Genomic DNA, 12,235 nt, shown 5'->3' with positions numbered 1-12,235 from the left:
TTAGAAAGGTTATAAAAGAATGATTCCAGAACTTGGCCACTTTTCACTTATCGTTGCTTTGTGTTTGTCTTTGTTTTTATCGTTTTTTTCTCTTGCGGGCGCGCAGAGAGGCTCAGCGTTGTGGATTGCATTATCTCGACCTATGGCAATATTGCTTTTCTTGACGGTGGGATTGTCATTTGTTTGTCTAGCCTACGCATTCATTACTAATGATTTTTCCGTGTTGTATGTCTCACAACACTCTAACTCGCAACTTCCTGTTCAATATAAATTGTCTGCGGTATGGGGTGGTCATGAGGGATCATTGCTCTTATGGGTGTTACTCTTAACTCTTTGGACTGCTGCCGTGGCAGTGTTTTCTCAGCGCCTGCCTGATCCAGTTGTATCAAGAGTATTAGGTGTACTGGCATTAGTTGTACTAGGTTTCTTATTGTTTATTTTATTAACGTCTAACCCCTTTGATCGATTAATCCCAGCTGCAACTGAGGGACGAGATTTAAATCCATTGCTACAGGATCCTGGCTTGGTTTACCACCCACCTATGCTGTATATGGGATATGTGGGCTTTTCGGTAGCTTTTGCTTTTGCTATTGCTGCGTTGATTTCTGGGAAACTCGATGCAGCATGGGCTAGATGGTCACGTCCATGGACTCTAGCAGCGTGGATTTTCTTGACACTAGGCATTTGCTTTGGATCCCATTGGGCTTATTACGAATTAGGATGGGGTGGTTGGTGGTTTTGGGATCCAGTGGAAAATGCATCATTTATGCCTTGGTTGATGGGAACAGCGCTAATTCATTCTTTAGTCGTGACAGAGAAAAGAGGCGCTTTTAAACGCTGGACTGTATTACTTGCAATCAGTGCTTTTTCTTTATCTTTGTTAGGTACTTTTATTGTACGCTCAGGAGTACTTACATCAGTACACGCTTTTGCCTCTGATCCTAAACGCGGTATTTTTGTCTTGATATTTTTAGCTTTTGTTATTGGCGGGTCATTAACACTCTTTGCTTGGCGCGCTCCTAAGGTGGGTGATGGCGGTACCTTTAAACTTGTCTCACGAGAAACGTTTCTGTTAGTTAATAACGTGTTGTTGGTGGTGGCTGCGGCCTCTGTACTATTAGGAACCATCTACCCAATGATCGTTGATGCCATGAACATGGGGAAAATCTCGGTAGGCCCTCCTTATTTTGATTTGGTTTTTGTACCATTAATGTTACCGTTGCTATTGGTTTTACCTCTTGGAACAGCCTCTAATTGGAAGCGCGATAAAATCTGGCAATTGATTAAGGATTTACGCTGGGACTTCGTGATTGCATTGGTGGTGGGGGGAGTCACTCCAGTCTTAATGGGACAATTTCATCTCATGTCTGCTGTGGGTATTGCTGTGGCCGCTTGGATCATTCTTGCGGTAACCAAACAACTCTGGGCGTGGCGAAAGATGTCACAAATTCCTTCTTGGTTTTGGGGAATGCAACTTGCTCACTTTGGCTTGGCGTTATTTGTGATTGGTGTCACCATGGTTAAAAGCTATGAGTTAGAGCGCGATGTGAAAATGGGCCCTGGAGATACATTAACGGTTGACGGCACTACTTTTAGATTGGTAGGCATTGAGCAGGTGCCTGGGCCTAATTATTCAGCTGTCAGAGGAACTGTCACCTACGCGAATAACGGTCAATTAGATGGCCAGCTTTTTCCAGAAAAACGCTCTTATTTTTCCTCTGCCATGCCCACCACAGAAGCTGCTATACATTCAAGCTTATCCCGTGATATTTATGTCTCTTTGGGACAACCATTGGGTGATGGTTCTTGGAGTATGAGAGTGTATGTCAAACCATTTGTTAATTGGATTTGGGGTGGATGCATCTTTATGGCCTTAGGGGGTATTCTAGCTGCCAGCGATAAACGCTATCGTATCCAGGCAAAACGGGAGAAAAAGATAGCATGAAAAAACCCATCAACTTTTGGTATGTGATTCCCTTATTGGTTTTTATTGGATTGGTGGCTTTCATGGGGTTAGGGTTACGCCATGATCCACATGAAGTCCCTTCTCCTTTAATTAACAAGAGCGCCCCTGACTTTACTTTGCCTCAATTAGGGAAGAGTGAAACCTTCTCTCCGCATGATTTATTAGGACAAGTATGGCTTCTAAATGTGTGGGCCTCTTGGTGTGTGTCGTGCCGCGATGAGCATCCGATTTTATTAAAATTTGCTCGTGACTACTCCATTCCTTTAATCGGCCTTGACTACAAAGACCGGCCGCAAGATGGTGAGGGTTGGGTGACGAATTATGGTAATCCTTATACTAAAATTGCTGTTGATTTAGATGGGCGTGTTGGTATTAATTATGGTGTGTATGGAGTACCAGAAACCTATGTGATCGATAAAAAAGGGGTGATTCGTTATAAGCAAATTGGCCCTATCACAGAGGATGCACTTAAAAATACCTTGTTACCTTTAATTAAAGAGCTACAACAATGAAAACACTAGGTACTCTTTTAGTTGCGCTATTTATCTCAGTCTCTGTTTTAGCCAAAGAAGCAACCCCTGTTGCCCGTGACCCTGTTACAGAGGCACGTCTTATTGATCTATCAAAGGATATGCGTTGTTTGGTCTGCCAAAATGAATCACTCGCTGCCTCCGATGCCGATCTCGCGAAAGATTTACGTGATCAGATTCGTCAATTGATTAATCAAGGTAAAACAGATAAAGAAATAACTGACTATATGGTTCAACGATATGGTAATTTTATCCGTTATAAACCCCCTGTTGATGCCACTACCTATGCTCTTTGGTTTGGCCCGTTCCTATTGCTATTAGTGGGTATCGGAGTATTGATTTCGGTAGTGCGAAAGCGTAATAGCCAATCAGAAGAAGCTCCTTTGTCAGCTCAACAACAACAACATGCCACAGAACTCTTACGTGAGTAATTTATGATTTCTTTTATTATTTCTGCTGCTGTTCTCATACTCGTTATTATTGGTGTTTTAGTCTGGGTAGCTCGTCGCCAAACCCAAGTTAACAATAATCAGCAAGCTCTTAATATAGCCGTGTACAAAGATCAATTGCTTGAGTTACAGGCAGAACTTGATGCAGGGTCTATCTCTAAAGAAGACTTTGAGCAGGCCAATAGTGAAATACAACGACGTTTATTGGAAGATACCACTGACGAGTCTGCGGTGAAAGAAAACAAATCTGATCGTCGATGGGTGTGGGGTGCTGTAGTACTTATTCCAGTGTTAAGTGTATCAATTTATATGTGGCGCGGACATAAAGAAGTGTTTAATCCAGACAATACCCCAATGTCCGACCAACAAATCAGTGCCATGGTTGAAGGGTTAGCGGCAAAGTTGGCTAAGAACCCCAATGACGCTAAAGGATGGGCCATGCTGGCTCACTCCTACATGACACTCAATCGTCCCATTGATGCAGTAAATGCTTTTGCTCATATTGAAAGCACCATGAAGGATGATCCCACTCTGATGGCAGATTATGCAGAAGCCTTGGTTGCAAGTGGTGTTGATAAAGGCTTCGTGCATGCGCAGGTGTTGGTTACCCAGGTGTTAAAACTTGAACCAGGGAATCCTAAAGGATTGTATTTACATGGCGGATTTTTGTTTGCACAAAATGATTATAAAGGTGCTGAGCAGAGTTGGAAAAAACTCATGCCGTTGATTGATCCCTCATCGCCTGATGCCAAGTTTGTTTTGGATAGTATTAATCAAGCGCGGATAAAACAACACTTGGCTGCTTTAACAATGAACGATTTTCAAGGGGAGGAGGGGCCGGTAACCACTCCCGAGACATTGGCATCATCTAAAGATTTAAAGGCGACTTCTCTGAGTGGTGAAGTATCATTGGATCCTAAACTGAAAGCACAGTTAACCGGTCAAGAAATAGTCTTTATTTTTGCAAGAGCCACCAATGGACCACGTATGCCTTTGGCTGTTCTTCGTGTGCCAGTGTCTCAATTGCCTTATCATTTTGAACTGACTAAAAATATGGCTATGAGTCCTAATTTTAATTTGGCTACTGTAAGTGAAGTCACTGTAGAAGCAAAAATTAGTAAGTCAGGATCGGCTACTCCTTCTGCTGGTGATTTATTCGGTAAAAGCGAACCTGTGAAGCCAGGTAGTTCAGGGATTAAATTGATTATTAATCAAGTGGCTCAATAGTATTTTAAAACTAGTTAAGTTGGGTGTTGGATTGAACGCTCACAATAATGGAGAAAATAAAAAAGGGGCTTAAGCAAAGCCCCTTTTTATATGAATGGTTTTTAGTTAATTCATTTTGAGTGTTTTAGTGGTTTCTTCAACTTGTTTAGCTTGATCTAGAGCTGCCTTAGCTTCTGGTGGCATATAGTTTGAATCATGTTTTGCTAAGACTTCTGAAGCCACAAAGACGCCATTATTACCAAGCTTTCCTTCTGCCACGACTCCCCGTCCTTCCTTGAATAAATCAGGCAAAATACCGGTATAGCTGACTGGAAAATCTTTACGGGTATCAGTGACCACAAAATAAGAGATAACCCCTTCGTGTTTCAAAGAGCCTTGTTTCACTAATCCACCAATACGAAAGGCTTTGTCATGGGGTGCTTGGCCATCGGCAATTTGTGTTGGAGTATAAAAAAATACAAGATTACTGCGAAACGCTTTGACAACAAAGGTTGCTGCAACGGCAAGCACTAGCATGCCGCCAACAATAAACATAATACGTTTTTGACGCGGTTTCACCACTGTCCTCCTTGACGTTTCACTTGACGTCTTATTTTTTGATTACGGGCATTAAGTACTATGGGTTCAATGATCATAGCAACGGTACAAATACCAAAACTCCCCCATACATAGAGGCCATAACCACCCATATGAAAAAACTCTGACAGACTATTCCAATGCATTTTTCTTAACCCATTCACTAGCAATTTCACGTTCTAGAATAATACAACGTACACGTTTTAATACAATAGCTATGGTGTACCCCCAAAAAGCCAACGCCATAATTAACATACCCATTAGCATGGTATGCGCCATGGTAGGGGCTTTAGTCATGGAAACCGTGGCACCTTGATGGAGGGTATTCCACCAAATAACAGAAAAATAAATAATGGGAATATTAACAACTCCCACTAATGACAAGATAGCGCCAGCTTTATCACGACGACGTGGGTCGTCAATCGCTGAGGTCAGTGCAAGAAAGCCCAAATATAAGAAAAATAAAATTAATTGAGAGGTTAAGCGCGCATCCCATACCCACCAAGTCCCCCACATGGGCTTACCCCAGAGAGAACCAGTCACCAAAGAGAGAAAAGCAAACATAGCCCCAGTTGGTGCTAAGGCTTGAGTCATCATGCCGGATAAGCGAGTATTTAATATAAAACCGAGAGCTGACCAAAAGGCCATGACGCAATAAATAAACATGGACATCCAGCTTGCAGGAACATGAACAAAAATAATTCGGTATCCTTCGCCTTGCTGAAAGTCTGTGGGGGCCACAAAAAAACTAATCCATAGACCTACAGCCAACAAAATAGCAGTAATAGCTGTAAAAAAAGGAATCAGCTTTCCTGCAAGTGGATAAAAACTAGCCGGTGAGGCGTATTTAAACCAATTAACCATCGACATTCTCTACTCCAAAGCAACCTTGAGGGCAATAGCGCTCACCCAAGGGGCAAAAAATAAAGCCAATAAATCTAGCGCTGCCAATAACCACAAGTATCCTGTCATATCAAGTCCAGCTCGATAGGCTTCCGCCGCTCCTGCCCCAAAAATGAGGACAGGAATATACAGAGGCAAAATGAGTAATGATAACAGTACTCCACCACCACGTACGCCTAAAGTGAGTGCAGCACCAATGGCTCCAATTAGCGACAATACCGGGGTACCTAACACTAAGGTGAGCATTAATACACCAATAATTGGACCAGATAAATTAAATTGAATTCCAAGTAATGGGGTAATTAGTACAACAGGGAGCCCCGCTACAATCCAGTGTGCCATGATTTTACCAAGTACAATGAGTGTAAATGAGCGAGGAGAGAGGGAGAGTTGCTCTAATGTCCCGTCTTGATAATCATGGGCGAACAGACGTGGTAGACCTAAAAGCGTTGCTAAGAGGGCACCAATCCATACTACTCCAGGCGCTATTTTACTCAGTAATTTAGGGTCTGGTCCCACACCAAGCGGCAATAGGTTGACCACAATCACAAAAAAGAACAGGGCAGTAAGAATTTCTGTTTTATGACGTAGCGCAAGAGTCAAATCACGACGCGCCATACAGTAAATGGTTGAGAACAAATTCATAGGCTCAATACAATTCCTTCAGCCATTTCCATGGGTTGATGACTGGTAACCAGTAATAATCCACCTTTAGATACATGGTTGGTCAACAAGTCATAGAGTGTATTGATAGCCTTTTTATCAAGAGCATTGAAGGGCTCATCTAAAATCCATAATGGACAGGATTTTAATAACAAACGGGATAATAAAACACGACGACGTTGTCCTGCTGATAAGACTCTGACAGGTAAGTCCTCACGTCCTGCTAATCCCCAAAAGGATAGAACACTTAAAATAGTGTCTTCCGTGGCAGGCTGGCCATCAATTTGGCTCATGAGCGTGAGGTTTTCTAATGGAGTTAACTCTTCTTTTAATCCACTGGCATGACCAAGATACAAAAGATCTTTGTGAAAGCCATCCAGATCATCAGGGATATTGACTCCCCCCCAAGAAATACTACCTGATAGTGGCGAGCTTAGCCCGGCACACAGTCTTAATAAACTGGTTTTCCCGGCACCATTTTCGCCTGTAACGTGACACCATTGATGAGGCTCCAATTGAAAGGAAACATGCTCAAACAATAAACGCTCACCGCGCTGGCAACTAAGATCTTTCACTGACAAATTCATTTGGCTATTCTACAATAAAAACAGTGAATTCCCGAGCGATCCCTTTTTTATGAAAAAACAGCTGTCTATTTCTGGTATGACCTGTGCGTCCTGTGTGGCCCACGTAGAAGGGGCGCTCTTGCGGGTACCAGGGGTCAATCAAGCAGTGGTTAATCTGGCCACTGAGAGCGCTGAGGTGAGTGTCGTTGATGACAATGTGCCAGGCAATATAGAGGCAGAGTTAGTGCGCGCTGTGGTGGCAGCAGGTTATGGCGCTCAACTTGCTAAAGAGGATATATTTGATCAAGAAAATGAACGCTTTGCTCTAGAGTTAGCTGCTGAGCGAGGCGAGCTAATGGGTAGTATTCTTCTCTCAACCCCATTGGTACTGTCAATGCTGGTCTCTTTGTTTAATATCAACTGGATGTTACCTAATTGGATCGCCTTTTTGGTGGCAACGCCCGTACAGTTTTATTATGGTAGGCGCTTTTTAAAAGGAGCTTGGCGTCAACTTAGTCATGGCTCCGCCAACATGGATGTACTAGTAAGTCTTGGTACGCTTGCGGCTTTTTGTCTAAGTACATATCAATGGCTGGTATTAGGTGGTCACGAAACTTATTTTGAAGCCAGTGCAGTGGTGATTACTTTGGTATCTTTAGGTAAGTACTTAGAACATCGTGCAAGGCGGCAAGCCAGTGAAGCAATACGTTCTTTGCAATCCCTAAGACCCGAGATGTCTCGTCTAATTGATCCTGGTCGTCCAGTACGTTTTAATCGACTTATTCCTACCCAATACCTCATGCCAGGTGACCGTATTCTCGTTCCAGCAGGAGAGCGTATTGGTAGTGATGGTCTAGTGGATGAAGGGCAAAGTGAAGTGGATGAGTCATTGATAACAGGGGAGAGTAACCCTGTTTTAAAACGTCAAGGAGATCAAGTTATAGCCGGTACGTTAAATGGCTTGGGGCGTTTGGTTATTACAGTGACCACTCCTATTGGAGAGAGTGTATTAGCTAAAATTATTAGTAGAGTGATTGACGCCCAGGCTAATAAACCCCCTATTCAACGTTTGGTTGATCGTGTAAGTCAAGTATTTGTTCCAGTGGTACTGGTCATCGCACTGATCACATTTATACTTAACTTTTGGTACAGTAAAACGTGGGATTTGTCCTTAATAAGAGCAGTATCAGTGTTAGTTATTGCCTGTCCGTGTGCATTGGGTTTAGCCACACCGGTATCGATTATGGTAGGGACTGGACTGGCAGCGCAGAAGGGGATTCTTATTCGTGATGCCAGTGCCCTAGAGGAAACACACCGTATTGAACGTGTGGTATTTGATAAGACAGGAACCTTAACTGAAGGAGCTCCCCAGCTAGTTGATGTGACGGTAGTCCCTTCGTTGAGTAAAGCACGGGCGCTAGCAATTAGTGCAGGGCTTCAGACGGGGGTGACCCATCCTTTGTCTCAGGCGGTACTTCACTATGCAGATAAAGAAGGGGTTGTCGCATTACCTTGTAAAGAGTCAATTGTGCTCGCAGGCAGTGGGATAGAGGGAGTGATTGTTGATAAGGATGGACTAACAGAGCGCTATCGATTAATCAGCCTCTATCGCTTTAAGGAGTGGGGAGGAAGCCTACCTGAAGAACTCAATGATGGGTCTTATTCAGAGCACACTCACGCTATCTACACGCAATCTGTTTTGGCTTTAGTGACGAATGACAATCAACTTACTGCCTTGGCTCTATTTCTTTTTACAGATCCTATTCGTCCTGAAGCCCGGGATGCGATTCTGCAATTACTAAGTCAATCATTAAGTATTAGTATGCTCTCGGGAGATCATCACCAGTCGGCCTGGCATGTTGCTAAACAATTAGGTATTACTGATGTAAAGGCCGAACTCACTCCTGAGTTAAAACTCAACGCACTAAAAGAGTGGCAACAACATCAACATATTGTGGCTATGGTGGGTGATGGCATTAATGATGCTCCCGCACTAGCGCAAGCTAATGTGGGGATAGCCATGGGTTCTGGTACTGATGTAGCTAATTCTGCTGCATCTGTGACGCTACTGCGTCCCGATTTACGTTTGGTGGCAGAGGCCATACGTTTATCCCGTGTCACTTGGAGAACGATTCAACAAAATCTTTTTTGGGCATTTTTTTATAACGTTATTGGTATTCCATTGGCTGCTATGGGCTATTTGAGCCCAGTTCTCGCGGGCTTCGCCATGGCCTTCTCCTCCGTCACTGTGGTGACGAATGCACTATTATTGCGCCGCAAATAGACAAACACGCTGTATTCGCACTATTCTGAGACATAGTCTAAAAATAATAAGGTCATAACAACGCCTCAATGGCGTTGTTTAGTAATAGCTGTTTGTTGTGGCACGAGAGTTGCTTTATTCAAGTTGTACTTCATTTTTAGTGAATAAGGAGAAATGATCCATGAGCACAGTAGCTAGATACACTTCAGAGTCCCTTGCCGATCCTCTAACTGGCCGTACCCGTTGGATACAATTGATATTAGGGATTGTTTGTATGATGGCCATTGCCAGCCCTCAATATACATGGACTTTATTTACCAAGCCCTTAATGACTAGTATTGGGGCAAAGTTATCGGAAATCCAAATTACTTTCTCCATATTGATTGTGATTCAAACTTTTTTCTCGCCTTTGCAAGGCTACTTTGTTGACCGCTTTGGACCACGTTTTTTGATTACCATTGGCACAGTATTAAGTGGCTTAAGTTGGGTATTGGCCTCTTATGTTTCAACGCTAACAGGACTTTATTTAACCTATGGATTAATTGGCGGGGTGGGCACAGGGATTGTCTATATCGGTATCATCGCTCAGATGGTTAAATGGTTTCCTGATCGACGTGGTTTTGCGGTGGGAATGGTTGCGGCAGGCTATGGTTTCGGTGCTTTCTTAACCACCTTTCCAGTAGCCTACGGCATTAGTCATTATGGTTATCAGTCCACTTTAATTATTTATGGTTTAATTTTTGCGTTAATCGGTGCGGTTGCTGCACAAGGCTTAAAACAACCCGATTACTCAATCGATCGATCCGTAACCAGTGAAGTGGCGAGTCACGAGCAAGGGGTGGGAGCTAATGTAATGTTAAAAACTCCGCTTTTTTGGCTGATGTTTATCATGATGACCATGCTTTCCACCTCAGGGTTAATGGTAATCTCTCAAACTGCAGCAATTGCTAGAGATTTTGGTGTGGCTAATGTGTTGGTCATGGGGATGGCTGCATTGCCGTTAGCGTTATCGGTGGATCGAATAACCAATGGATTAACCCGTCCATTTTTTGGTTGGCTATCAGATCGTATCGGTCGTGAAAACACCATGTTTATCGCATTTTTAATGGAAGGTTTAGCCATGTTGGCTTGGTTACAGTTTCGCGATGACCCGCTGTTATTTGTGCTATTAACTGGTATAGTTTTTTTTGGTTGGGGCGAGATTTTTTCTTTATTTCCCTCTACACTAACAGATTCGTTTGGTGAGAAATACGCCAGCAGTAATTATGGATTGTTATACATGGCGCAAGGGGTCGGTTCTATTTTAGGCGGTCCCATGGCAGCTCAATTACATGAGGCAACGCACAGTTGGTTGCCAGTATTTGCAGTGGTAATCACTTTGGATATTATGGCAGCTTTATTGGCCTTGTTTGTATTGAAGCCTTTGCGTCGTAAGGTACGTTATTATTAAGGAAAAGGTATGCTCAATACAGTTTATGGCACACAGGGAATGGTTACTGCCCCCCATTCTCTTGCATCACAGGCAGGGCTTGCAGTATTAAGACAAGGTGGTAATGCTATTGAAGCAATGGTGGCAGCAGCCTCCACTATCGCAGTGGTCTATCCGCATATGAATAGCATCGGTGGTGATGGTTTTTGGGTGATTGTTCCTCCTGATGGAGAACCTATTGCCATACGTGCCTGTGGTGGCGCTGCTGAAAAAGCCACCATTGAAGCGTATACAAGCCAAGGTTTAAAATCGATCCCCTTTCGTGGTCCCTGGGCAGCCAATACGGTGGCAGGGACTATTGGTGGCTGGAAAAGCGCTTTAGATGTGAGTCAATCACGTGGCGGTAAATTACCTTTATCCGTTCTCCTTAAGGATGCTATTGCCTATGCTAAAGAAGGTATTCCCGTAACGCCCAGCCAATCTCTGTTAACAGCTAAAAAATTACCAGAACTGATTGATCAACCAGGATTTGCAGAGACTTTTTTAAAGAACCGTCAATCCTATGCGGTTGGTGATAAATTCTGTCAACCCAAATTAGCTCTTACTCTCGAGCGTTTGGTGGCTGAGGGGTTAGATAGTTTTTATCGTGGCCCATTGGCTGAGGATATTGCTAAGGACTTGGCAGCAATTGGTTCCCCCGTTTCTCTTGCAGATCTAAAGCGCTATGAAGCCCCTTGTGTTAAACCGTTGTATTTAGATTCGCAATGGGGTTCAATTTACAACATGACACTCCCCACGCAAGGTGCTGTGTCGCTGGCTATCTTAGGCATTGCTGAGCGTTTTGGTTGGCAGGGTATAGAAGAAGAGAGCGCGGATTATGTTCATCTTCTGGTGGAATCCACTAAACAAGCGTTCAAGTTAAGAGATCGTTTTGTGACTGACCCTGAGACAGCCCCGATTGAGCCGCAACGTATTTTAAGTGAAGACCATTTATCTGCCGGAGCTGATGCTATTCAATTAAGTCAAGCACTCGCTTGGGGACAAGGTAAGGGCCCGGCTGATACAGTATGGTTAGGAGCAATTGATCACACAGGTTTGGCCGTTTCATTTATTCAGAGTATTTATCACGAATATGGTAGCGGTTGTGTATTACCTACGACAGGGCTTAATTGGCAGAATAGAGGGGCATCTTTCAGTCTCAATAAGGATCATTTACTTGCTTTAGCGCCCTTTAAGAAACCTTTTCATACTTTGAACCCAGCGGCAGCTAAATTAAAAGATGGACGAGTTATGGTGTATGGCACCATGGGTGGGGATGGACAACCACAAACTCAAGCAGCAGTGTTTACCCGCCATGTGGTATTTGGTCAACCCTTGCAGCAGGCAGTGACTGCACCTCGTTGGTTACTTGGTCGTACCTGGGGGCAAACCTCGGATACATTAAAACTGGAGTCTCGCTTTTCCGCTGATATTGTTAATGAGTTAAAGCGTCGTGGTCATGATGTTGAATTATTAAATGACTTTGATGAAACTGTTGGGCATGCCGGAGCCGTTGTTCGTCATCCTAACGGTTTATTTGAAGGGGCAAGTGACCCTCGTTCTAATGGGGTTGTGGCCTCTTTTTAACATAATCACATGACACTCTCCTAAAACGCCTCGTGAT

12 protein-coding genes are annotated in these 12,235 nt (G+C 43.5%); 7 read left to right on the top strand and 5 right to left on the bottom strand.

The features are described from left to right. The first annotated feature begins 19 nt into the window (after positions 1-19). From FV185_RS08680 to ccmI, 4 genes are read left to right on the top strand one after another with little or no spacing between them, the layout of a single operon-like run. Complete coding sequence (locus tag FV185_RS08680) at positions 20-1,945, top strand: heme lyase CcmF/NrfE family subunit (RefSeq protein WP_067496560.1); 1,926 nt, start codon at positions 20-22, stop codon at positions 1,943-1,945. Then, the gene (locus tag FV185_RS08675; RefSeq protein WP_067496557.1) at positions 1,942-2,478 is read left to right on the top strand and encodes a DsbE family thiol:disulfide interchange protein; all 537 of its coding nucleotides are present in this window, start codon (positions 1,942-1,944) and stop codon (positions 2,476-2,478) included. The genes FV185_RS08680 and FV185_RS08675 overlap by 4 nt, the downstream gene beginning before the upstream one ends. Next, complete coding sequence (locus FV185_RS08670) at positions 2,475-2,927, top strand: cytochrome c-type biogenesis protein (RefSeq protein ID WP_067496554.1); 453 nt, start codon at positions 2,475-2,477, stop codon at positions 2,925-2,927. Before FV185_RS08675 ends, FV185_RS08670 begins: the two co-directional genes overlap by 4 nt. 3 nt (positions 2,928-2,930) lie before the next feature. Beyond that, positions 2,931-4,172 carry a c-type cytochrome biogenesis protein CcmI gene (ccmI, locus tag FV185_RS08665; protein WP_067496551.1) on the top strand — a complete coding sequence of 414 codons (1,242 nt, stop codon included), beginning with the start codon at positions 2,931-2,933 and terminating at the stop codon, positions 4,170-4,172. Positions 4,173-4,277: 105 nt separating this feature from the next. Here ccmI and ccmE read toward each other — a convergent pair whose 3' ends face one another. Genes ccmE through ccmA form a run of 5 tightly spaced genes read right to left on the bottom strand, consistent with a single transcriptional unit; the run spans position 4,278 to position 6,901 of the window. Further along, positions 4,278-4,730 (bottom strand): cytochrome c maturation protein CcmE, encoded by a 453-nt coding sequence (ccmE, locus tag FV185_RS08660; protein WP_067496549.1) that lies wholly within the window; start codon positions 4,728-4,730, stop codon positions 4,278-4,280. After that, entirely contained in the window at positions 4,727-4,894 is a 168-nt protein-coding gene (ccmD, locus tag FV185_RS08655) for a heme exporter protein CcmD (RefSeq protein ID WP_067496545.1), read from the bottom strand. Before ccmD ends, ccmE begins: the two co-directional genes overlap by 4 nt. Beyond that, positions 4,881-5,612, bottom strand: a complete 732-nt coding sequence (gene ccmC / locus FV185_RS08650) for a heme ABC transporter permease CcmC (RefSeq protein WP_197457854.1) — start codon at positions 5,610-5,612, stop codon at positions 4,881-4,883. Before ccmC ends, ccmD begins: the two co-directional genes overlap by 14 nt. Before the next feature lie 9 nt (positions 5,613-5,621). Further along, on the bottom strand, positions 5,622-6,296 hold the full coding sequence (gene ccmB, locus FV185_RS08645) for a heme exporter protein CcmB (RefSeq protein WP_067496539.1): 675 nt from the start codon (positions 6,294-6,296) through the stop codon (positions 5,622-5,624). Further along, positions 6,293-6,901 (bottom strand): cytochrome c biogenesis heme-transporting ATPase CcmA, encoded by a 609-nt coding sequence (gene ccmA / locus FV185_RS08640; protein ID WP_067496536.1) that lies wholly within the window; start codon positions 6,899-6,901, stop codon positions 6,293-6,295. Before ccmA ends, ccmB begins: the two co-directional genes overlap by 4 nt. A 49-nt stretch (positions 6,902-6,950) precedes the next feature. On the opposite strand from ccmA, the gene FV185_RS08635 reads away from it, so the two are divergent. The 3 genes from FV185_RS08635 (at position 6,951) to FV185_RS08625 (ending at position 12,198) form a co-directional block, all read left to right on the top strand. After that, on the top strand, positions 6,951-9,164 hold the full coding sequence (locus FV185_RS08635) for a heavy metal translocating P-type ATPase (protein ID WP_067496533.1): 2,214 nt from the start codon (positions 6,951-6,953) through the stop codon (positions 9,162-9,164). Between the two features lie 160 nt (positions 9,165-9,324). Next, complete coding sequence (oxlT, locus tag FV185_RS08630; RefSeq protein WP_067496530.1) at positions 9,325-10,593, top strand: oxalate/formate MFS antiporter; 1,269 nt, start codon at positions 9,325-9,327, stop codon at positions 10,591-10,593. 9 nt (positions 10,594-10,602) lie between these two features. Continuing rightward, complete coding sequence (locus FV185_RS08625) at positions 10,603-12,198, top strand: gamma-glutamyltransferase family protein (RefSeq protein WP_067496527.1); 1,596 nt, start codon at positions 10,603-10,605, stop codon at positions 12,196-12,198. Positions 12,199-12,235 lie beyond the last annotated feature (37 nt).

Source organism: Ferrovum sp. PN-J185 (assembly GCF_001581925.1).
Taxonomy (GTDB): Bacteria; Pseudomonadota; Gammaproteobacteria; order Burkholderiales; family Ferrovaceae; genus PN-J185.
Note: the sequence above shows the minus strand (reverse complement) of the source record. Positions and strands in the feature narration are given on the sequence as shown.

Coding starts and splice junctions, on each gene's coding strand:
- FV185_RS08675 (WP_067496557.1), top strand. CDS start 1,942: ATGAAAAAACCCATCAACTTTTGGTATGTGATTCCCTTATTGGTTTTT.
- FV185_RS08680 (WP_067496560.1), top strand. CDS start 20: ATGATTCCAGAACTTGGCCACTTTTCACTTATCGTTGCTTTGTGTTTG.
- FV185_RS08670 (WP_067496554.1), top strand. CDS start 2,475: ATGAAAACACTAGGTACTCTTTTAGTTGCGCTATTTATCTCAGTCTCT.
- ccmA (WP_067496536.1), bottom strand. CDS start 6,901: ATGAATTTGTCAGTGAAAGATCTTAGTTGCCAGCGCGGTGAGCGTTTA.
- ccmD (WP_067496545.1), bottom strand. CDS start 4,894: ATGCATTGGAATAGTCTGTCAGAGTTTTTTCATATGGGTGGTTATGGC.
- ccmC (WP_197457854.1), bottom strand. CDS start 5,612: ATGGTTAATTGGTTTAAATACGCCTCACCGGCTAGTTTTTATCCACTT.
- oxlT (WP_067496530.1), top strand. CDS start 9,325: ATGAGCACAGTAGCTAGATACACTTCAGAGTCCCTTGCCGATCCTCTA.
- ccmB (WP_067496539.1), bottom strand. CDS start 6,296: ATGAATTTGTTCTCAACCATTTACTGTATGGCGCGTCGTGATTTGACT.
- FV185_RS08625 (WP_067496527.1), top strand. CDS start 10,603: ATGCTCAATACAGTTTATGGCACACAGGGAATGGTTACTGCCCCCCAT.
- FV185_RS08635 (WP_067496533.1), top strand. CDS start 6,951: ATGAAAAAACAGCTGTCTATTTCTGGTATGACCTGTGCGTCCTGTGTG.
- ccmI (WP_067496551.1), top strand. CDS start 2,931: ATGATTTCTTTTATTATTTCTGCTGCTGTTCTCATACTCGTTATTATT.